Annotated in this window: 20 protein-coding genes; 9 read left to right on the forward strand and 11 right to left on the reverse strand. The window is 41.4% G+C overall.

What is annotated here, in order from left to right:
* Positions 1-195: 195 nt before the first annotated feature.
* Both petD and petB read right to left on the reverse strand, forming a co-directional pair.
* Entirely contained in the window at positions 196-678 is a 483-nt protein-coding gene (gene petD, locus H6G77_RS27820) for a cytochrome b6-f complex subunit IV (RefSeq protein WP_190592621.1), read from the reverse strand.
* Between the two features lie 227 nt (positions 679-905).
* Complete coding sequence (gene petB, locus H6G77_RS27825; protein WP_062297765.1) at positions 906-1,553, reverse strand: cytochrome b6; 648 nt, start codon at positions 1,551-1,553, stop codon at positions 906-908.
* Between the two features lie 366 nt (positions 1,554-1,919).
* Here petB and ctpA point away from each other — a divergent pair, with 366 nt between their 5' ends.
* Positions 1,920-3,167 carry a carboxyl-terminal processing protease CtpA gene (gene ctpA / locus H6G77_RS27830; RefSeq protein WP_190873275.1) on the forward strand — a complete coding sequence of 416 codons (1,248 nt, stop codon included), beginning with the start codon at positions 1,920-1,922 and terminating at the stop codon, positions 3,165-3,167.
* 169 nt (positions 3,168-3,336) lie between these two features.
* On the opposite strand, the gene H6G77_RS27835 is transcribed toward ctpA, so the two are convergent.
* Complete coding sequence (locus tag H6G77_RS27835) at positions 3,337-4,023, reverse strand: MBL fold metallo-hydrolase (protein ID WP_190873276.1); 687 nt, start codon at positions 4,021-4,023, stop codon at positions 3,337-3,339.
* A 256-nt stretch (positions 4,024-4,279) separates the two neighbouring features.
* Here H6G77_RS27835 and H6G77_RS27840 point away from each other — a divergent pair, with 256 nt between their 5' ends.
* Positions 4,280-5,758, forward strand: coding sequence for a site-2 protease family protein (locus tag H6G77_RS27840; protein ID WP_190873292.1), 1,479 nt, complete (start codon positions 4,280-4,282; stop codon positions 5,756-5,758).
* A 129-nt stretch (positions 5,759-5,887) separates the two neighbouring features.
* Here the strand turns inward: H6G77_RS27840 and H6G77_RS27845 are convergent, their stop codons facing one another.
* The 5 genes from H6G77_RS27845 to H6G77_RS27865 all read right to left on the reverse strand — a co-directional run bounded on the left by H6G77_RS27845 (position 5,888) and on the right by H6G77_RS27865 (position 8,104).
* Positions 5,888-6,175, reverse strand: coding sequence for a type II toxin-antitoxin system mRNA interferase toxin, RelE/StbE family (locus tag H6G77_RS27845; RefSeq protein ID WP_190873277.1), 288 nt, complete (start codon positions 6,173-6,175; stop codon positions 5,888-5,890).
* Positions 6,172-6,396 (reverse strand): hypothetical protein, encoded by a 225-nt coding sequence (locus tag H6G77_RS27850; RefSeq protein WP_190592616.1) that lies wholly within the window; start codon positions 6,394-6,396, stop codon positions 6,172-6,174. The genes H6G77_RS27845 and H6G77_RS27850 overlap by 4 nt, the downstream gene beginning before the upstream one ends.
* Positions 6,397-6,545: 149 nt before the next feature.
* Positions 6,546-6,734 carry a hypothetical protein gene (locus H6G77_RS27855; RefSeq protein ID WP_190592615.1) on the reverse strand — a complete coding sequence of 63 codons (189 nt, stop codon included), beginning with the start codon at positions 6,732-6,734 and terminating at the stop codon, positions 6,546-6,548.
* A gap of 54 nt (positions 6,735-6,788) precedes the next feature.
* On the reverse strand, positions 6,789-7,352 hold the full coding sequence (locus H6G77_RS27860) for a phycobiliprotein lyase (protein ID WP_190592614.1): 564 nt from the start codon (positions 7,350-7,352) through the stop codon (positions 6,789-6,791).
* Positions 7,353-7,423: 71 nt separating this feature from the next.
* A complete protein-coding gene (locus tag H6G77_RS27865) occupies positions 7,424-8,104 on the reverse strand; it encodes a HEAT repeat domain-containing protein (RefSeq protein WP_190592613.1) in 681 nt (226 codons plus the stop codon).
* Between the two features lie 364 nt (positions 8,105-8,468).
* Here H6G77_RS27865 and H6G77_RS27870 point away from each other — a divergent pair, with 364 nt between their 5' ends.
* The 6 genes from H6G77_RS27870 (at position 8,469) to H6G77_RS27895 (ending at position 15,249) form a co-directional block, all read left to right on the forward strand.
* Positions 8,469-9,176, forward strand: a complete 708-nt coding sequence (locus H6G77_RS27870; RefSeq protein ID WP_190873278.1) for a CAP domain-containing protein — start codon at positions 8,469-8,471, stop codon at positions 9,174-9,176.
* A 323-nt stretch (positions 9,177-9,499) separates the two neighbouring features.
* Entirely contained in the window at positions 9,500-12,196 is a 2,697-nt protein-coding gene (locus H6G77_RS27875) for an EAL domain-containing protein (protein ID WP_190671792.1), read from the forward strand.
* A 178-nt stretch (positions 12,197-12,374) separates the two neighbouring features.
* On the forward strand, positions 12,375-12,857 hold the full coding sequence (locus tag H6G77_RS27880) for a GNAT family N-acetyltransferase (RefSeq protein WP_190592610.1): 483 nt from the start codon (positions 12,375-12,377) through the stop codon (positions 12,855-12,857).
* Between the two features lie 5 nt (positions 12,858-12,862).
* Positions 12,863-13,552, forward strand: coding sequence for a ComF family protein (locus H6G77_RS27885; RefSeq protein ID WP_190592609.1), 690 nt, complete (start codon positions 12,863-12,865; stop codon positions 13,550-13,552).
* Positions 13,553-13,618: 66 nt separating this feature from the next.
* A complete protein-coding gene (locus tag H6G77_RS27890; protein WP_190592661.1) occupies positions 13,619-14,074 on the forward strand; it encodes a PPC domain-containing protein in 456 nt (151 codons plus the stop codon).
* Positions 14,075-14,388: 314 nt separating this feature from the next.
* The gene (locus tag H6G77_RS27895; protein WP_190873279.1) at positions 14,389-15,249 is read left to right on the forward strand and encodes a Cof-type HAD-IIB family hydrolase; all 861 of its coding nucleotides are present in this window, start codon (positions 14,389-14,391) and stop codon (positions 15,247-15,249) included.
* 182 nt (positions 15,250-15,431) lie between these two features.
* On the opposite strand, the gene H6G77_RS27900 is transcribed toward H6G77_RS27895, so the two are convergent.
* Positions 15,432-16,040, reverse strand: coding sequence for a glutamate acetyltransferase (locus H6G77_RS27900; RefSeq protein ID WP_242049325.1), 609 nt, complete (start codon positions 16,038-16,040; stop codon positions 15,432-15,434).
* A 542-nt stretch (positions 16,041-16,582) separates the two neighbouring features.
* On the opposite strand from H6G77_RS27900, the gene H6G77_RS27905 reads away from it, so the two are divergent.
* A complete protein-coding gene (locus tag H6G77_RS27905) occupies positions 16,583-17,341 on the forward strand; it encodes a Crp/Fnr family transcriptional regulator (protein WP_017654928.1) in 759 nt (252 codons plus the stop codon).
* 785 nt (positions 17,342-18,126) lie between these two features.
* Here H6G77_RS27905 and H6G77_RS27910 read toward each other — a convergent pair.
* Both H6G77_RS27910 and H6G77_RS27915 read right to left on the reverse strand, forming a co-directional pair.
* Positions 18,127-19,161, reverse strand: coding sequence for a PstS family phosphate ABC transporter substrate-binding protein (locus H6G77_RS27910; protein ID WP_190873281.1), 1,035 nt, complete (start codon positions 19,159-19,161; stop codon positions 18,127-18,129).
* A gap of 188 nt (positions 19,162-19,349) precedes the next feature.
* Positions 19,350-20,711: a serine/threonine-protein kinase gene (locus H6G77_RS27915; protein WP_190873282.1), complete on the reverse strand. Its 1,362-nt coding sequence runs from the start codon at positions 20,709-20,711 to the stop codon at positions 19,350-19,352.
* Positions 20,712-20,737 lie beyond the last annotated feature (26 nt).

Raw genomic sequence — 20,737 nt, forward strand, 5'->3', positions numbered from 1 at the left:
TAAATTGCTAAAAAGCTTGTGGTATCAATATTCTTCCTTTTGCCTTTTTGTACTAAATTACTAAAATTGACGCTTGTTAGTTGTTTCACTAGCATATTTTAGAGGGTATGAGTGGTTTTAGCCACCACCCACACCCTTTTACATGCTAATCAAACTTACACAAGCGTCAAAGCAATTTTCGGTAACTAATCTAATTTAGAAAAGTCCCAAGGTCAAGGATTTGTCTAAAGGTAAAGCTGCGCCAATACCCAACCACAAAGTTACCAAAGTGCCAAACAGAAATACTGTAGTTGCAACTGGGCGACGGAAGGGGTTTTGGAACTTATTCACGCTCTCAATAAAGGGAATCAGAATTAGTCCCAGGGGTACGGAAGCCATTGCGAGAACTCCCAACAATTTGTTAGGAAGCGATCGCAAAATTTGGAATACAGGGTACAAGTACCACTCTGGTAGAATTTCCAGTGGTGTAGCGAAAGGATCTGCTGGTTCACCTGTCATTGCTGGATCTAGTACAGCTAGAGCCACAATACAAGCGAAAGATCCCATAATTACAACTGGGAATATATAAAGTAGGTCATTGGGCCAAGCGGGTTCACCATAATAGTTGTGACCCATTCCCTTAGCCAGCTTGGCTCTTAAGATAGGATCGCTCAGATCGGGTTTTTTCTGTGTTGCCATTTTTAAATGCGTTCTCCTGCTGAATTTCAGTTAAAGCATTGATGTTAGCCATTTGCTTTGAGGCTTCCCCAGTCTTGTCAGACGGGGGAATAGCCATTATTTCTTAGTCAAACTGTCTGTGATTTTTTACTGATGTGCCATATCTAATTGTTCATCAGTTTAAAACAAACAAATTTGTCTGGAAATAGCTAATGCCTGTTCACATTTTGGCTGAACCAACAATGAAATTACAAAGGCCCGGAAATGCCTTGTTTGCGAATCATCAAGAAGTGGAACAGCATGAAGACTGCAATTAGCCAAGGTAGAACAAAGGTGTGGGCGCTGTAGTAACGAGTTAATGTTCCTTGACCAACACTAGAACCACCGCGCAACAAATCAGAAATCAATGTCCCAACAACAGGAATCGCTTCTGGTACACCACTCACGATTTTCACAGCCCAGTATCCTACTTGATCCCAAGGCAGAGAGTAGCCGGTTACTCCAAAGGAAACGGTGATCACAGCCATGATGACACCACTTACCCAGGTTAATTCGCGGGGCTTTTTAAAACCACCAGTTAAGTAAACCCGGAAAACGTGCAGAATCATCATTAACACCATCATGCTGGCAGACCAACGGTGGATGGAGCGAATCAGCCAACCGAAGTTTACTTCGTTCATGATGTACTGTACAGAAGCATAAGCTTCTGTAACTGTTGGTCTGTAGTAGAACGTCATTGCGAATCCAGTAGCAAACTGGATGAGAAAACAGACTAGAGTAATTCCACCCAGACAGTAAAAGATGTTGACGTGGGGAGGGACGTACTTGCTTGTTACGTCTTCAGCAAGCGCCTGAATTTCCAAGCGTTCCTCAAACCAGTCGTAAACGTTGGCCATACAATCTCAAGTTCCTAAAAAATCGGTTGCGGTTGATAAATCTCCCAATTGGCAATTTTGGGATTTTCACAAAAAGGTTGTTTGTTTGGTTTTTTTGCTTTCAGAGTGATGAGCGTTTTCAGCAACTTAACACTCTGTAAATATGAAATATATGGCGTTCTCTTTGCAACCAAACACTTCAAATGCCAGTTCCAAAGAAGATTTTATCGTTTGTAGAGTGCCTTGTGTACTCATAGATTGCCTTAACAATTTGATGAGAGCAATGCACTACTTCTATAAAAAAAGTAACATAGTCGAGAGATAGATTTCATCAACAACGAGAGAACTGGGCAGTTCGATACAATTTGGGTTCAGGTGGAATTGAGAATGGGGTTCATGCAAAAGTACGTTTTTCGGGTGGTTTTGTCACTATTTTTGGGATTTTGTTTGGCGCTTGGCGGGTTTATCCCAACGGCCACAGCATTGACCAGTGAACAAAAGCTTGTTTCAGAAGTTTGGCGCATTGTCAATCGGACTTATTTAGACGACACATTTAATCATCAAAACTGGGCAAGTGTGAGACAAAAGGTGCTAGAGAAGCCTTTGACTAACAAAGAAGCTGCTTACACGTCCATTCAGTCCATGCTCAAGAGTCTAGATGATCCTTTTACCCGTTTTTTAGATCCAGAACAGTACCGTAGCTTGCAGGTCAATACTTCTGGAGAATTAACTGGAGTTGGGTTGCAAATCGCCCTCAATCCCCAAACAGGTCAATTAGAGGTGGTTTCGCCGATTGAAGGTTCACCAGCCGAGAAAGCCGGCATTAGACCGCGCGATCGCATTCTCAAAATTGAAGGATTTTCCACAGAGAATTTAACTTTGGATGAAGCAGCAGCCAGGATGCGCGGCCCCATTGGCAGTTTAGTAACGCTGTTAATTGAGCGTGATGGCGAAGCACAGCGAGAAGTGAGTATAGTGCGCGATCGCATTGAACTTAACCCAGTTGTTGCCCAATTGCGTACTTCTTCTCAAGGCACATCCATTGGCTATCTTCGCCTGACTCAATTTAACGCCAACGCCTCTACAGAGTTGGCACACGCTATTAATAGTCTAGAGAAAAAAGGCGCTGCTGCCTATATTTTAGATTTACGCAATAATCCAGGGGGACTTTTACAGGCTGGCGTGGAAATTGCGCGGCTGTGGTTAGATTCTGGCACCATTGTCTACACAGTGAATCGTCAAGGTATTCAAGGAAGTTTTGAAGCTTTTGGCCCAGCACTCACAAAAGACCCCTTAGTAATTCTGGTCAATCAAGGAACTGCTAGTGCTAGTGAAATTCTCGCTGGCGCATTGCAAGATAATGGCCGCGCCCAATTAGTAGGCGAAACTACATTTGGTAAAGGCTTAATTCAATCTTTATTTGAACTGTCAGATGGTTCTGGTTTAGCAGTCACAATTGCTAAATATGAAACTCCCCAACATCGAGATATTAATAAACTCGGAATTAAGCCAGATAAAATAGTTACCCAACAACCCATTACCCGCGATCAACTTGCCACAGAAGCAGATTCCCAATATCAAGCCGCCGTCGAGATATTGGCACAGAATCCTTTAGTTGTGGGGAGTCGGGAGTAGGGGAAGAATGTAGGTTTTTTACAATCTGCCTGGAAATGGGAGAAGGGAGACAAGGGAGACAAGGGAGACAAGGTAGATAAGAGAGAAAAAGTTAACATGAAAGTCTTGACTCAGCCTTTGATCAAAAACTTTCCCCTTCCTACTCCCCACTCCCTACTCCCTATTCCCTCTATAAAATTGCCTGTACCTGTAACAAGTCGGAGAAATCCAAGGCAGCTAAACGCTGATATGCTTGGTCTATCACACGCTTACCTCTCAGAAAACCTGTATTTGCACCCGGACAAAGATACTCAAGGGTGTCTGGGGTAAAGCGTTCTAGTAAAGATTGAACATTTTTAATTTGTCGAGGCCAGTGAAAGGTTTTAGCGGTACGTAATGGTACTGGTTCACCCTGTTGATTGGGTAATAAATGCCGACCAGAAAATAAAACGCCGCCGAATGTGCTGTCATAAAGACAAGCGGAACCAGGAGAATGCCCTGGTGTCCAAATAATTTGGGTTGTGGAAGTAAGAATAATTTCTTGGGTAAAGGTCGTAACAGTTAAATTAGGTAATAAATAGGCTTCTTGTTCTTGAATGATCACCTCACAACCCAAAGCTTGCTGGAGTTCTGGGGTTTTGCCAATGGCACCACGGTGCGTAATCACTAACCAGCGTACACCCCCATGCGATCGCAAAAAATCCAGATTTATTTGTTCTAACGCTGGGCAATCGATGAGGATATTCCCTTCATTTCTTACAATGAAATAGGAGGTTCCTCCCAATGTGTCCCGATTTGGCACAAAAGCAAAAATGCTGTCAAGTACAGGCCGTGGTGCTTTAGCATGATGACCGGGTGGTTGAGGTAAGGAACCCATGAGAAAAACTATACAAAAATGAGGAGTGCTACAAATTTAATCACAGAGTTGAACTACTGATCTAATTTTCGGCTTGAGATTGTCAAACCGTTGTTTTATTAGCTTTTGTGCAGTTCATCTGTGGTCATGATGGAACAAATTGGTACTAAAAAATTCTGCCTTAATAGTTAACTATTGTTAAAAATTGGGGTTTGAGATTCTGCTTTGTGGTGGTGACACTACTGGTGGGATATTTTTCCAAATTATTAAAGAAAACATGAATTTTTGGTTTCTCCTCCTCCTAGGACTAGCTACTTATTTGATGGTGCAACGCAGTGCGCTTGGCATTACACGTACGCCTGTTTGGTTGTTATGGCTAGTTTTAATGACACCAGCATTACTATTGACTGGATGGACAGCCAGATATGGCATTAAACAACCTCCGCCACCATCACTGATTATCGGTTCTTCTATTGTTTGTCTCTTGTTATACTGGCTGTTATTTCAATGGGGGCGAACAGCGTCAACAGATAAGCAAACTGAACCTCAAACTCCCAAACCAGAATCGGTTATCCATCCTACCGCAGAACCAGTACCAGTGCGTCCCATTGAACCTACCGAAGAAAGCCAGCTACGAAATTGTTTTCCTTGGTCTGTATACTATATTCAAAATCTTGAGTATCGACCCCAAGCAATTATCTGTCGCGGACAGTTACGCACTACACCGCAGCAAGCTTACCAGCGAATTAAAGCCAACGTCGAATCACAATTTGGCGATCGCTTTTTGCTCATCTTTCAAGAAGGCATAAATGGTAAGCCCTTTTTTGTCTTAGTGCCTAACTCACAAGCCGCTTCAGCAGTTAATCAAAACAAAACCGAAAAATTAACCAGACCAGGATTAGCACTTTTACTATTAATTACAACTCTTTTCACGACCACCTTTGTGGGAGCTAGAATTTCTGGGGTTGAACTCACAACATTGCAATCAAATCCCCAAACTTTGTTAGAAGGATTGCCATATTCCTTGGGATTAATCACAATTTTAGGCACTCACGAACTGGGTCATTACTTAACAGCTAAATTCTACAAAATTCGCTCAACCCTGCCATATTTTATCCCCATGCCTTTCTTTTTGGGGACTTTCGGTGCGTTCATTCAAATGCGTAGTCCAATTCCTAACCGGAAAGCTTTATTTGATATCAGCATTGCCGGGCCAATTGCCGGATTTATCGCCACATTACCGATTTTAATCTGGGGTTTAGCTCATTCTGAAATCGTCCCCATGAATGACAAAATGGGTATTCTCAATCCTGATGCCTTGAATCCGAAATATTCTATTTTATTAGCTTTGCTTTCTAAGGTAGCTTTAGGCAGTCAACTCACAGCTAAATCTGCTATTGATTTACATCCTTTAGCTGTAGCTGGTTTTTTAGGATTAATTGTCACAGCCTTAAATTTAATGCCCGTGGGACAACTCGATGGCGGACACATTGTTCATGCAATGTTTGGACAACGCACCGCTATGATGATTGGTCAAATAGCGCGATTGTTACTGCTATTACTATCTTTGGTACAGTCAGAATTTTTTGTTTGGGCAATAATTTTATTATTTATGCCGCTAGTTGATGAACCAGCATTAAATGATGTTAGTGAATTGGATAATGGACGCGATATTTTGGGATTAATGGCGATGGCTTTATTAATTATCATTATTTTGCCACTACCACAGGCGATCGCTAACTTACTCCAAATTTAAACATCCTTCCAAACGATACCTACTGACTAAATTGATAGTAGCCCACCCTGCTAGGAGCGATCGCTAATTAATAAATTCGGCGATGCCGTACTCTCACCGCTAAGGCCTTCTACAAGATTAGCGATCGCACTAATAGACATCATCATGATCACCCACATTTAGTAGGAGAATTGCGTCTTCTTTGCCTTCTTCTTGGTTAGCCACAAATTCAAAAAGAATGCGATAGCTGTAGTCAATGGAGCAAGCCCAAATTCCAGCAAACTCGCCTGAAAGCTTATGAGTTTTCAACGTAGGATGGAAAGGATCTGTGGCAAGTTGTTCTAGAGTTTCTTCAATCAAGGTGCGTAATTGAGGATTTTGACGTACCATACGCTTAAAAGCACGTAGAGATTTTGGACTCCAAGCGATTTCTCTCAAGCATCCAACTCCGCTAAAAAGTCTTTCACAGAACCGTATTTAATTCCGCCTTCTGCAACCTCTTGGCGAATTTCTTGGACTTCTTCCAAAAGCTGCTGGCGTTGTTTTCTATGCAAGCGTTTTGCTAAAATTTCTAGTAATGATTGCTGTTCTTCTAGCGATAAGGATTCTGCAACATCGATCGCATTTTGCAGTCGAGAAGTTTTGGAGATATCTGTCATTGTTGACTTAAATTAGGTTATTCAGGCTAATTTAATCATAGTTGCTTCTGCCTGCGATCGCTCACAACTATCCCCAACTATGAGCGATGTCTGAAGACAAGCCACTCCGTGTCTACGCACTTGTAATTTTTACTGGCTGTCCTATGGCTTTATTGTCCACGTCCTGGTTTGTAATCTGTGAGAATCTGGAATGTTGGCACGGGCAACTGTGAAGAGATTATCCAATGCACAAATAACGGAATGTCGGTGCATTGGCATCCAGTCAAGGACTTGGTAGCGATCGAAAAGTAAAAATTATGGCTTAAAAATTCGGTTTTCATCAAAAATATGACATTCATAGAGATTCCAGTCAGAAAAAGTAGAGACGTGCAACATCGCACGTCTCTACTTTTTTAGGAAGCTGAATTACTAACTTCTGCTGCTTTTGTCGCAGCTGAAGCACCACCCATCCGAATTTCTGAAGTAAAGGAAGCCATACTAAAGCCACCAAAGCGTTTGAGAATACTAACGCGCATTCTTAAATTGGGACTGGCAAACCACAGACGTTCTTCCGACCACATAGTTTCGTATTCTGTGGTTAAAGTTAATGCGTCATCACTACCCATTTTGTAACGACCGGCGACAGGCGCTTTTTCGGCATAACCCATTTCGCGCAGTAATCTACCTTCATTGGGATTATCAGCATCGGGGACAGTAACTAGCACCGTTGAACCTGTGTGTTTTTCTTCATCCCATTCCATTGTGCCGTTCCAGGTGACTCTTGCACCACAGGTAGCTTCACTGGGGTTCACTTCGTACTGTTGACACAGTTTGATCACTTCGGGATGATCTGCTGCCAACATCTCAATTACAATATCGGATTTACCATCTTCAGACTGTTTAAATGCTAAGTGATGGCTAGTGCGGTGTGAAAACCATTTACCAGCACTTAATTCAAAAAACTCTTCAATATTCATGAATTAAATTACCCTGCATCGAAATACTAAAAGTCCCTCTTATTATTAAAAGGTAGCAGGAGAAGGAAATTTTATGTTTGCTTGCCTTTTTCTTCAATTCGCTTGAGGCCGATTCTTGCTGCTTCGGCAACGTTAGGATGACTATCTTTCTCTAAATATTTTAAAGCGGAGATACTCTTGGGAGTTGGCAGATTCCCCAAAGCTTCTGCCAGTCTTTGTCTAACGAACCAATCATCTGACTGAGCAAATTTGAGAATACTATCAACTGCTTCTAAGTCGCCAATTTCACCGAGTGCAGAAATCGCTGCTTCTTTTAAAACCGCTTCATTACTATCCAAAGCCTGTAAGAGAATTTGACGGGCGCGTGGATCTTTCAGATTGCCTAAAGCGACAGCTGCACTAAAGCGGACTAGCCAATCAGTATCTTCATAAAATGCCCTAGCTAATGCTTCAAATGCTCTGGTATCACCTAAATAGCCCAATGCACCAGCAGCATCGGCACGAATGCCATAATCAGGGTCAGTTTGCAAAATTCTGACCAAAATAGCGTAGCATTCGTCAGTTTGCTTAACTCCCAAGGCAAAGATAGCCATAGAACGCAGTTGCAGAGAATCGTCATCTAAGACTTTTTTAATTAAAGGGACTGCATCTTCAGCAGGGACATCGCGCAGACTGGCAAGTGCAACCATGCGATCGCGTAAGTTTGAACTTTCTAACTGAGCAGAAATTTCCTGTAAGGGTAGAGCGGCCATTTATGATTCAAGCACTTTCTTTACTTATCTTTACTTTAACTGATTTGCCCAGTAGACTGCTGTTATTAATTTTTTTGTTCTGGTATCAGTCCTCGACTAGCTACTTCTAGTCCCGAATTTCTTACGTATGGGTAGAGAGTGTGGGGAGTGTGGGGGGAAAGATTTCTTCACTATTCTCCCACCCCTCCCACACTTCCCACTCCCCTGGATTTCTCACAAGAGAGAAATCCAGGTAGTTTGGCTTGACGACGAGTATCTCCGTAAGGTAAATGATTTATTATACTTAATTCATTACATATCTTTGAGGGTGACAGGTAATAAAAATTACTTTATATATAGAACTTATGCAGCCATGATCAAACACATGAAGTTACCATCCTTAATCATCAGCATTTTAATTACTATTTGTTACACTCAAATTTTTAAACATAGTATATCTTTAGCAAAATCAGATTTAATTTTAGATGAAGCAGCCAGTTTAAATTTATATTTAGTAGCTAAGTCAGATGATCTTTCACTTGTAGAACAACAAGTAATTAGTGAGACAAATAAAGTTAGACAAAATCCTAAATCATATATCCCAATTTTGGAAAGCTATCGCCAGAGGTTTCAAGGTAAACGTGTGAGATTATCATCCAATTCTTACTTAATTACCCAAGAAGGAAGTAAAGCTGTTGATAAAGCGATCGCCTTTCTGAGATCAGCACGCCCTGTAGGAGCGTTAAGCATATCTAAAGGAATGTCTTTAGCGGCAAAAGCTCATGTTAAAGACCAAGGTAATAAAGGGACTACAGGTCATTATGGTAGTGATGGGAGCAGTCCTTTTGATCGCCTAAATCGCTATGGTAAATGGCAGAAGACTGCGGCAGAAAATATCAGCTATGGCCCGAATACAGCCCAAGATATTATCATGCAATTAATTATCGATGATGGAGTTCCATCACGCGGTCATCGTACTAATATCTTTAACCCTGCATTTAAAGTTAGTGGTGTCGCTTATGGAACTCATAAAAAATATCAAACTATCTGTGTAATTAACTACGCTGGAGATTATCAAGAGAAAGAAAATTAGACTGGCAAATCTCTGTTAACTATGTCAAGATGAATCAATGCGTTGTGGCAAGGAGAACAATGGTTTAATCAAAAAATCCCTGAAATTTAAGTGATTTTACTAGGTATATTACTGCTATAAATTAAATTTAAATATCTGACTACTAAAACCTTGAAGCAAGGTAGATTTGCCTGACTCCATAAAATAAGTATTTTTGCTATGTAAAATAGTATACGTTTGTTTTATCCTAGATACTGGAGCAAGTATTCAACAAAAAGCAAGTGACTGAAACAAGTAAGATTTTTCAACATTCAATCCAGGATACGAGATTTTGAGGAAGAGCAATGCCAGGAAATGAGTGGGAAAAAATACGTCACCTTTTGGTTGTCCAAGACTTACAAGGACAAAGAACCATCCCACTACAAGAAACTACTTATTCCATTGGTCGAGATTCCAGAAATGCGATTGTGTTGCGATCTCGTTCCGTATCTAGACAACATGCCATTTTACTGCGTGTGACTCTTCCCGAAACTGACCAATATGGGTTTCGGATTATTGATGGCAACTTTAAAGGTAAGTCTAGTACTAACGGGTTATACGTCAATGGAATGAAATGCGTTTCCCATAATCTTCAGCATGGTGATGTGATTGCGTTTGGGAATAATCAAGTCCAAGCTAAATACTATGCAGTTTCGCATATTTCGGAAAAAGCTTTTTCCGAAAGTGTTGATATTGAAAACATCTCAGATTTTCTCTTAGAGCAGGCTCATGCGGCCAATCCTTTTCCCACCTTAGCGGTTGACCCTAATTTTGAAGCGGCCAGTGAAACTGCCCTAGCACGCCTAGCATCGTTCCCAGAACTCATTCCTAACCCAATTATTGAGATGGATTTGGGGGGAACAATTACCTATCTCAATCCAGCTGCATCGGCAAAATTTCCCAAGATTCGAGAAATTGGTAACAAGCATCCTGTACTGACAGGGTTACTCCATGCCTTGGAAGATCACCAGATCAATTCCTTTTCCCGTGAGATCACGGTTGATCAGGAAGTGTTTGAACAAGTTATTCACTACTTACCAGAAAGTGACTTAATTAGAACTTTTATAGTTAGGGATATTACAGAGCAGAAGCAAGCAGAAGCAGAATTGCGGCAACGCGATCGCCTATTGCAAGCAGTAGCCGAAGCTGCTAACTATTTGCTAGTGGAAATGAATTACGAAACTGGCATAGACAAAGCTTTGGCTGTACTAGGAGAAGCAGCTAAGGCTGATCGCGCTTATTTATTTAAAAACCATCGCCATTCAGATACAGGCGAAATGGCCCTGAGCTTGCAATTTTTCTGGACAAGAACAAATTTAACCGCATCTCGTTTTCACTGGCAAAATCAACTTTATCAATCTTCAGAATTAGCGCGTTGGTATGGCACACTCTCGTGCGGAAAATCGATTAGTGGCAATATCAGGGAATTTCCGGTAGCAGAACAAAAGCTATTAGCAAAAGATGGAATTCAATCTTTGCTTTTAGTTCCCTTACGGCTAGAAGATGAGTTTTGGGGTTGTATTGGTTTAGCCGACTGTACTTCTGAGCGTACTTGGTCAAGGCATGAAGAATCAACACTATTGACAATGGCGGCTAGTATTAGCGGTGCTTGGCAGCGTCAAAAAGTAGAAGAAAAAATCCGCTACCAAGCACTGCACGATATGCTGACGGGCTTACCCAATCGGTTCTTGTTTAATGAAATCTTGGCTAAAGCTATACCCAACGCCACACGCAACCGTGAAAGTTTAGCTGTGATGTTTCTGGATTTAGATCGCTTCAAAGTAATTAATGATACGTTAGGGCATACCATTGGTGACAGATTACTACAAATGGTGGCACAAAGACTCAAAGAATCTCTCAGAGAAGGAGATACCGTTGCTCGTTGGGGAGGAGACGAATTTACAATTTTGTTGCCCCATATTAAATATCTTGATGAAGTAGCTCAAGTAGCCCAAAGAATCCTGCAATCCTTAGAAAAGATTTTCTGTCTTGATGGCCATGAACTGTACATCAGTGCGAGTATTGGTATTTCTGTTTTTGATGACCACAGTCATGATGTTGAAACCTTAATTCAACATGCAGATACGGCGCTGTATTATGCCAAAGATGAAGGCAGAAATAATTATCAGTTTTATACCACTACCCTCAGTGGCAAAACTCCAGAACTGCTTAACTTAGAAAAAAGCTTGCGCTATGCCGTAGAAAGAAACGAATTGACGGTGTATTATCAGCCCCGTGTCAATATTGTGACTGGCAAAATCACTGGGATGGAAGCTTTGGTGCGCTGGCAAAACCCAGATATGGGACTAGTAGCGCCGAATATATTTATTCCGTTAGCTGAGGAAAGTGGATTAATTATTCCGATTGGTGCATGGGTATTACGCACAGCTTGTATCCAAAATAAAGCTTGGCAAGCAGCAGGATTGCCGCCTTTGACAGTGGCTGTCAATCTATCACCTAAACAGTTTCGCCAAGCTACCCTAGTAGAGGATGTAGCGAACATTCTAGCGGAGACAGGATTAGAGCCACATTTTCTAGAGTTGGAAATTACCGAATCAACAGCGATCGCTGATTTAGAATTTACCAGAAATGTTTTACAAAAGTTAGAACAAATGGGGGTTCACCTTTCCATTGATGACTTTGGTACCGGACACTCTTCGCTTTCACGGCTACAACTTCTACCACTACACAACCTGAAAATTGATCGCTCCTTTATTCAAGAGTTAACCACAGATGTGCGAGTAGCTCATATTGTGAAAGCAATTGTCACTTTAGGACGTAATTTAGGTTTAAGACTCACGGCTGAAGGTGTAGAAAAGCAAGAAGAACTAGATTTCTTAAAATCTATTAATTGTGAGGATGTCCAAGGTTATTTTTTCTATAAACCAATGCCATCAGAAAAAGCAACAGAAGTTCTGCAAAACAGACATTTTTCTGAACTAGAGGAGAAAAATGGCACAGGGTATAAGCACGTAAAATCTGAGGTTGAGAGAATGGTGTAGGCTTGGAAAAGCCTGAAAATCCTACCCTGACACCTGGACTCAACGATCATCTTTGTACATCAGTCCTGATAAATTAAGCATAAACCCTGAGATGATTTTGGCCAGAATCGCTATCTAGTGGGTAAATTGGGTATATATCCAGAAAATTTTTCTGTTTCAACCTAACCCACATATCGGAATGAGAGAACATTATCGAGATTTCTTAATTCGTAACTGGGAAAAGGGCGATCGCTCCAGGGCGGCCGCAGTCATCAGTTATGTATTATCAGAATACGGGTTGGGTTGGGAACCCAACGGTGCTGACCAAGATGTATTACAAGTTGAGGAATATTACTTAGCTACTGGCGGTGAGTTTTGGGTAGTGGAACACCAAAGCCAAATAGTCGGTACTGGGGCATATTACCCCATAAATCGCGGGGAAAAAGCTGTGGAAATTCGCAAAATGTATCTTTTACCAAGTGTCCGGGGTATTGGCTTGGGGAAATATTTGTTACAACAACTAGAAGCAGCGATCGCTAATCGTGGTTTCCAGCAAATTTGGATTGAAACAGCCAGCATATTAGTAGAAGCCGTGAAGTTATACGAAAGTAATGGTTATCAACCAGCGACGGGTGTGGAAACTGCACGATGCGATCGCGTGTATGTGAAATATCTAGACTAATTTCTATGCCCAGTTGGCAGAATCATTTCCAAGGTTTCCTGAACCTGTTTTTACAGTCCCATTGTCCTTTGTGTCAGCGAAGTACATCGGAGACTTTGTGTGTATACTGTGCCAGACAATTACACAACTGCGGTCAAAAACATCCTAGTGCATCATGGCAAGGTGAAATACCGATATTTGGGTGGGGTGTGTATGGTGGTAGCCTCAAAAGAGCGATCGCCGTGATGAAATATGAAAACCAACCGAATATTGCCCGTATCTTGGGTACATACTTGGGTGAAGCATGGTTATTAAACTCTCCTCAGCCTCATACCCAACCAGTAGTTGTACCCATACCGATGCACCCAGACAAGCAAAAGCAACGTGGTTATAATCAAGCTGCCTTAATTGCCGAAAGCTTCTGTCAGACAACTAAGTTAAAATTAAATCTAAATGTTTTAGAAAGGGTGCGAGAAACTCAAGCGCAGTTTGGTTTATCAGCTTCTGAACGGGAAAAAAACTTAGCTGAAGCTTTTGCTGTCGGTAAAGAATTTCGCCGTCAATGCCCCAGTATGCCAGTATTGTTAATCGATGACATTTACACTACTGGTGCAACCACCAAATCTGCCGTACAAACACTTCGCCAGTCGGGAATTACAGTGTTGGGGTTAGCCGCAGTTGCGATCGCCATCAAAGACCAACATACTAATTCATAGGCGAGTCATATCTGACAAATCTATAATTAAGCGAATACCTTGTGTATGGCAACACAGCCTGAAATTATGAGTAAAGCTTTTGCAGCAGGTTTCAAAAGATTCATCACTGTTCCTACTATTTTTCTGACAATTAGTATCAGTACAACAGCAGCATTCGCCCAAAGCAAGTTGTACAGTCCAATTCCGTTAACTAATTTGACAGAACTTTCCGATACACTCTCGGAAAAAGATATACCCACAGGACAGGGTGGGTTTGCCCGTGACTATACAGTTAAATTGAATAAAGGTGATAACCTGGCAGTTGATTTATCTTCCGAAAACTTTGACTGCATTATTACGCTGTTAGCCCCAGATGGTTCAACGGTGGCAGAAAATGATGACGGCCCCGATGGTACAAGTAACTCCCTATTATTTACCCGCATCAACGAAACAGGAATATATATTATCCGCGTTCGGTCTTTTGGGGAAACTGGAGTGGGTAACTTTAAACTGAAGGTAACAAAACTGCAACCGATTAAGTAAATTGCTGAGTGCGTTGCTTTGGTTCCCAAAGTTGTAGCAACTGGCGTTGCTGAGTTGAAAGTGCTGAGTAGTTATCCCGCTTTTGTTACCTTGGGCAGAGAATCATCTGAAACTCTTAGTTTTACGTTTATTCTCAACAAGGGTATTTAAATGATAAAGTGGGCTGGCGATCGCTCTATGCCAGTTGCGTAAGTCCTGGATAAGTTATTGTGTTTTCTAGGAATTTAGATGTGTTGTAGCTTAATTATTTTGCCTGAATCAGATTATGCCAATGCCTGTTAACCTCATACTGGAAGTTCACAGGTTAAAAATTTATGTATATGGCATCGCCTGAAAATCAAGCTCTACCTAAACAAGACATTAAGTTACTAGTTTTAGATATCGATGGTACGATCGCTGGCAAATCTAATTCTTTAAGCAAACCAGTCAAGCAAGCGATCTCAGCAGCCCAAGCCAAAGGCATTCATGTTGCAATTGCTACTGGAAGAATGTATCGTTCTGCGTTACGCTTTCATCAAGAAATTCGCTCTAACCTGCCATTAGCAGCTTATCAGGGAGCCTGGATTCAAGACCCAACTAACCAAAAAATCCACTATCACTTACCTGTAGCCAGAGAAATTGCATACCAACTACTAGACTATTTTGAAGAACCCCAGTGGCGATCGCTTCTCTCTATTCACTTTTACATTAATGATCAACTGTATGTCCGGGAGTTAACTAGAGAAACTAAAATTTACGCACAACGTTCAGGAATTACCCCCATTGCTGTAGGTGATTTACGCAACATTTTAATTGAATATGAACCGACAAAAATTTTAGCTTTGTGTGATGACACAGAAGCAATTAGCCAATTATTAGGGAATTTGCGTCGCCAATATACGCCCGCAGAACTTTATCTCACAACTTCTGTTGCTACTTTTTTTGAAGCCACAAATCCTGCTGTTAATAAAGGTGCGGCTGTACGTTATTTCGCTGAAGAACTTCTCGGTTTAGAAAGGAATAACGTGATGGCTATTGGTGATAACTTTAATGATGTAGAAATGTTGGAATACGCTGGTATTGGTGTAGCGATGGGTGATGCACCCACAGAAGTACAAGCGATTGCTCAATGGATAGCCCCCAGTGTCGAAAAAGATGGAGTTGCGATCGCTATCCAAAAATTTTTACTTTCTTAAAACAAACTGTTTAAACTTTTTTACATTATGAAATCAGAAAGAGCGCCGACGACTGGCCGTGTTTCGTCTCGGCGCTCTTGCTGGTTCGCTCCTCACACAACTGCAAGTATAGTCGAACTACTTTTATGAGTCAATAGCTATGATAAAAACCGTTATATTTTCCTCAGAAACAATACTGATGTTCATAACTCCCACACAGCAGAAACTCCTAGTTTTTCTACTAGTAAATATCTCAGCAAATGTTGGGTCACTATAACCAAACCCAAGCGAGATTGAGCCAATTCTGGTGAATTAATTTTTACATCGCCCCAAATGCGACACTGACACCAAAATTTTTCCCAAGCCTGGCTCAACTTCCAAGCGGTTTTTTGCCAATGAATTGCATCACCAATCTCAGAACATACCAATTCGTCCACCACCTCCACTAACTGAGCCAGTAAATCCCTCTCTGTGGAGTGATGCAGCCAAAGTAGGTTGTCATGATTCAACCAAGGTATTGGTTGTTGAGATACTGGTTGCCACAATGTTGTACTTGTATCTGGTAGAGGTTCCCGCAGTTTAATTAATTTCTCCCGATGACCCAGCAAGATTAATGAGCAACATCTTGAATAAGCGTGTTGAATTGCAAATATATGGGACGGGTTGTAATTGTTAAATTTGGGAGTTGTGTTTTCTGTTCCCATCTTTTCTAGTTGTTCTCTACACCCCATAACCCAGTTTTGTAGCCAACTTGCCAAATATGTTGGTTTCAATTCAAAATAAATCCAACCAGGTGGAACAATTGTAACCATAAAAACGTCGCCACTGGTTGCCAATAATCTAGGGACAAGAGTATTAGCTATCTCCATAGCAGTGCAATTATGAGATTTTGCTAACTGCTGTGCCACTCCTGAGATATACAAGATTTTTTTATTATCTCTATCTTTGTATAGATGATTTTTTTTAAATTCCTTAATTTGTATTTTTTCAGTCTTAGTAAAATCACTGAGTGTTTCCTGTGACAAACTATTTAATAACTGCTTAATTGATAGCTGATTGCTTGTTATTAACCAATAATCCACTTAATCTGATAAGAACAGCTTTTGATTATTTCCCCAACAGTGGGTTGTCATCTTCCTTGAGATATAAGTTTTATCTATATAAAGAAAAATGAGAAGACCATAAAATTTAATAAATATTCTATGAATAGTAAGTAAACTTTACTACCATCATTGTACAGTAAGAAGTATAACAAAAGAGTAGGCGCTAAATTGCTCTCTACTCTTTGGATGGCTGGCGCTGTTAGGCGTTAAGCCTACCCGTCAACACAAAGACACTCCTTGCACCTTGTTTTATGACGTCTTTGTCTTCAGCCGAACGCTCTTTGTTACCTATGCAATCTCCATCCTCCTTTTCTGAGGCATCACGCCCCTTTTTGACTTGGCAACGTATTCTTGATTGGGCTCAAGAACACTATCGTTGCCGCACCTTTAGCAAAGATGAGCGCATTCCAGCTAGACCTGGTTTGCTGTATTTGGTGCAAAGAGGTGCGATCCGTATGGTAGGTACCGCTCAAGTGAGTGCTACTGCCAGTCAGTTAACATCTCGACGCATTAACAGAACTCCAGAAGAAGCTTTCTTGGGTTTTGTGGGAGCAGGACAACCATTTGAAATTGTGGCTCAGTCACCATTCACCCTCCAAGCATACGCCCATGTTGACCAAACTGCGGTGCTGTGGATGTACTGGCATGATTTAGACAACTGGCCTCACTTCCGGCGCGAGGTTATGGATGCCTTTAGGTATCAGCATCAGCGTAAATTGCTGTGGTTGAGTGCCTTGGGTCAACGGCGCACAATTGACCGCCTCTTAGGATTCCTCACATTGTTAATTGAGGAATATGGCGAACCCGCAATGAGCGAAACTGATCCCGATGTGATTCGTGGCTATTGTTTGCCTTTTCCCCTTACTCATGCCCAAATTGGTAGTGCGATCGGCTCTACTCGTGTAACTGTGACCCGCTTAATGGGCAAATTGCGTCAAAGAGGTTTAATCCTCACTCAAGGAGATAATCTCATTTGCTTGCCAGCAGAGTCGATTAATAGAGCAAGCTAAGACGCTATCCAAGTTCCTGTAACGGCATCTATCAGAACTTGCTCCCGATCTGTCATCAGTAAGTTGGCGCAGCAACACCTCCTTACTGTTGTGTTTAACCAATCTGTTTGACCACCACAAACAGATTGTGCGTAATCGGGTATTTTCTGGATAAAACAGCCTGTGTGTGAATGTACAAGATATTCACTAGGGAAAAATCATAGTTCTTGGTAGAGAACTAACTTTTCGGATTTTGTTTGCCTGCTAACAACAGGAACTAGGTTGAATAATCAAGATAATGCTTGTTTAAGGCAAAAGTGTAGTAGATTCCAGTCATAAAGATCAGCCAAATTTCAATCAAGTTTGGGTGGTCTGAAAACAACTCAAAATTAGAGTCGAAAGTATTGATTACCCAAGACTTTTTCAGTGCCATTGTCTGTCTTGTTGTTATCAGTGGTGCAGTGAAAATACGGTTAATTAATTCACAGAATTGGAGCCTAACCCTAGGCTCCAATTGTCATTTTTGCCTGTAGGGTGAAAGGGTATAGGGGTGTATCTATTCACAACCTCTACACCCCATACCCTCACACTGACAGGTGTAGGTTTTTTACGTTATGTTCCAAAAATCTTGATTTAGGGTGTATGGGTGTAGGGGTGTGAGGGGGATAGAACTCTGATTAAATCGTGATTTTTAGAGTCGCTACTCATCACTTTGTTAAAAACCTACACTTGTGAGATACCCTCACACCCCTTTACCCAATCTCCACAAACAATCTTTGTGCGTAAGTAAGCCCTATCAGTCTTGATTAGCGCAGTCTGACAAACCCAGCTTTCGCAATTAATTCTTGACCTTGATCTGTCAGCAATAAGTTGGCGTAAGCTTCACCTGCTTGCTGATCTGCTTGTCCATTTTGTTTGACGATGACAAATAAACGTCGGGTGATGGGATAATCACCAGTTTGAAATGCTTCAGTATTCAGTTGATTACGCTGTTTTGGACATTTGTCTAGGGGGATATAAGGTTTTGTGTAAGGTTCAATAAATTTGTTTGGCTGTTTACCTAGGGGTAAGGCTTTGACGCTGCATTGTCCGACTACCTCTGGTGCGGAAGCATAGTAAATTGTACCAGGATTTTTGGCTACTTCTTTTAAGGCGTTAGTCGTAGTGTCGATAAATTGGACGTTGCTACCAAATTTTTCGCCACTTAGGACGTTTTCTTCAAAAAACTCAATGGTGCCACTATCTTCTGGACGGCGAGAATATGGTGTTATGGGTAATTTTGGCCCGCCTAACTGTTCCCAATTATTAACTTTACCTGTGTAGATATCTTTTAGCTGGGTGAGGGTTAAGCCAGGAAGATTGAGATTTGGGTGAACTGCGATCGCAATTCCATCAATTGCTACAGGTATTTCTTTGAGTGCAAACCCTAATTTTTTTGCTTGTTCATTTTCTTCTGGCTTCACAGCGCGAGAAGATTGAGCAAATGCTAACTGATTACCTAGCAGCATCTTAATTCCAGTCCCAGAACCGGGTGCAGCTTCTATCGGCTCGGTGTAACGTAGTTGAAATTTGGGCCAGACAATGGACACGGCTGAATCTACCTGCTGGCGGATCGGAGCCCAAGTAGTGCTACCCCCATAACTAAATAACCCCGTCGGGACATCCGGTATTTGCGAGAAGGTATCTGTACTTGGTGTTTCTACCCTTGTTCTTGTGAGATAACTGCCTTTGATGCCATAGCTGTGAGAAAACCACCACAACAAACCACCTACTAGCCCCAAGGTGATTGCTAGTGTTAGAACCAAAACTTTAGTCTCGTTAGTTCTATGTTGTTGTGTCATAGTTGGTGGTGTAGTTTTCTTACCCTGAAAGTAATTTCTCATTTTATGGGTAACGCTAGGTTAAAGTTTGATTAAACTCTAATTTCCTAGTTGCCATTTTATTGGTACGAAATATGCTACACAGTAAGGAGATGAGATTCCTGAAATTACTGGCAGTACAGTAAACATAGACTTTTACTGTATTTTATTTAAAACATAATAGACAATAATTTATATATAAGTTGAAATAGTGTGGTTACGGCAATAGCTATTAAACTGCCGGCAATTCCTAATATTACTATTTGTTGAATATCCATTCCTGCTTGCAAGGCAGGAACAAAAAGAACGATCGCAAAAGATATTACTGCCACAATTAATAAATTTGTGGTTTTAATCCAGCGTCGAGTTTGAGCAAAAATCATCCCACTCAAAATCACGATGGCAATAGTGAAAGCGATCATGGGTGATATCAGACTAGAGAGAGCGATCGCTATTAATGCACCTTCAAAACCGCTCACAGCAGCCCCTGATAATAACTCTGTGGTCGAAAAAGTTGCAGGTGGCTGTATAAGGGGCGGTTGAGTTGGTGTATTTGTGAGTGTAGTTGGGGGGATGAACTGCGGAAACAGTTCTTTGAGTACTTCCTCGGCGGATTGAAAACGTTGACTGACAGCAGGCAACAGCATTTTATCTAAAACATTGGCTAGTCGGGGGTCAATATCCACATGCGATCGCCAAGTCCACTGGTTAATTAGTGGGTCGAATAACTGGGTGGTTGGTTGACTGGTGAGTAAAGTCACAGCAGTTACAGCCAAGGCATATAAATCTGTACAGGGAAATACTTGATTTCCTGTCATTTGTTCTGGGGGGGCAAATCCGGCGGAATAAATTCCCGTTGATGAGGCGACTGTCCCTGATGCCACATTTGTCACTTGCTTGACTGCGCCAAAATCTAAGAGAAATAATTTCCCATCTTGGCGGCGCATAATATTCGATGGCTTGATATCTCGATGAATAATATTTTTATCATGGACAAACTTGAGGATTTTGAGAATTTCCTGCAACATATATAAAATTTCTGCTTCCGAAAATTTCCCCTTTTGGGTTAATTCTTCCTCAAGATTCAGACCATCAATATATTCTTGGACTAAGTAAAAAAACTGTTCTTCGTAATTGGGTTGAGTAAAACTAGGAACAGTAATTTGGAAAAAAGCGTAGAGTTCTGGAATTTGTTCGTGTTCTCGGCCAATTTCGGCTAAGACATCTGCTTCTCTTTCAAATAATTGTTGAGCGATTCGCAGTTGATTAGCACTAACATTTTCCGCCGGTTGGAACTGTTTGACTACACAGGCGCGAATTCCTGGAATGCGGCGATCGCGTGCGAGAAAGGCAGAGGCAAATCCTCCCCGACCCAGTAATTTGGTAGACATATATCTCCCATCAAGGATGAGTGGCATACCACAGGTAGCGCAATATTTTTGCTGCGCTGTTTTGAGGGTTGACACATCATCTAGGTCGGCAAAATAATTTTTTGGGCGGGGGCAGCGTGGACGAGTGCAGTAAGCTTCCATGTTAGTTTTTAGTCAATAGTCCACAG

It is taken from the genome of Aulosira sp. FACHB-615 (assembly GCF_014698045.1).
Lineage (GTDB): Bacteria > Cyanobacteriota > Cyanobacteriia > Cyanobacteriales > Nostocaceae > Nostoc_B.

Bases quoted from the DNA above. Each gene is read 5' to 3' on its own strand.
- petD (WP_190592621.1), bottom strand. From the start codon at position 678: ATGGCAACACAGAAAAAACCCGATCTGAGCGATCCTATCTTAAGAGCC.
- petB (WP_062297765.1), bottom strand. From the start codon at position 1,553: ATGGCCAACGTTTACGACTGGTTTGAGGAACGCTTGGAAATTCAGGCG.
- ctpA (WP_190873275.1), top strand. From the start codon at position 1,920: ATGGGGTTCATGCAAAAGTACGTTTTTCGGGTGGTTTTGTCACTATTT.
- H6G77_RS27835 (WP_190873276.1), bottom strand. From the start codon at position 4,023: ATGGGTTCCTTACCTCAACCACCCGGTCATCATGCTAAAGCACCACGG.
- H6G77_RS27840 (WP_190873292.1), top strand. From the start codon at position 4,280: ATGAATTTTTGGTTTCTCCTCCTCCTAGGACTAGCTACTTATTTGATG.
- H6G77_RS27850 (WP_190592616.1), bottom strand. From the start codon at position 6,396: ATGACAGATATCTCCAAAACTTCTCGACTGCAAAATGCGATCGATGTT.
- H6G77_RS27855 (WP_190592615.1), bottom strand. From the start codon at position 6,734: ATGAATGTCATATTTTTGATGAAAACCGAATTTTTAAGCCATAATTTT.
- H6G77_RS27860 (WP_190592614.1), bottom strand. From the start codon at position 7,352: ATGAATATTGAAGAGTTTTTTGAATTAAGTGCTGGTAAATGGTTTTCA.
- H6G77_RS27865 (WP_190592613.1), bottom strand. From the start codon at position 8,104: ATGGCCGCTCTACCCTTACAGGAAATTTCTGCTCAGTTAGAAAGTTCA.
- H6G77_RS27870 (WP_190873278.1), top strand. From the start codon at position 8,469: ATGAAGTTACCATCCTTAATCATCAGCATTTTAATTACTATTTGTTAC.
- H6G77_RS27875 (WP_190671792.1), top strand. From the start codon at position 9,500: ATGCCAGGAAATGAGTGGGAAAAAATACGTCACCTTTTGGTTGTCCAA.
- H6G77_RS27880 (WP_190592610.1), top strand. From the start codon at position 12,375: ATGAGAGAACATTATCGAGATTTCTTAATTCGTAACTGGGAAAAGGGC.
- H6G77_RS27885 (WP_190592609.1), top strand. From the start codon at position 12,863: ATGCCCAGTTGGCAGAATCATTTCCAAGGTTTCCTGAACCTGTTTTTA.
- H6G77_RS27890 (WP_190592661.1), top strand. From the start codon at position 13,619: ATGAGTAAAGCTTTTGCAGCAGGTTTCAAAAGATTCATCACTGTTCCT.
- H6G77_RS27895 (WP_190873279.1), top strand. From the start codon at position 14,389: ATGTATATGGCATCGCCTGAAAATCAAGCTCTACCTAAACAAGACATT.
- H6G77_RS27900 (WP_242049325.1), bottom strand. From the start codon at position 16,040: ATGGTTACAATTGTTCCACCTGGTTGGATTTATTTTGAATTGAAACCA.
- H6G77_RS27905 (WP_017654928.1), top strand. From the start codon at position 16,583: ATGACGTCTTTGTCTTCAGCCGAACGCTCTTTGTTACCTATGCAATCT.
- H6G77_RS27910 (WP_190873281.1), bottom strand. From the start codon at position 19,161: ATGACACAACAACATAGAACTAACGAGACTAAAGTTTTGGTTCTAACA.
- H6G77_RS27915 (WP_190873282.1), bottom strand. From the start codon at position 20,711: ATGGAAGCTTACTGCACTCGTCCACGCTGCCCCCGCCCAAAAAATTAT.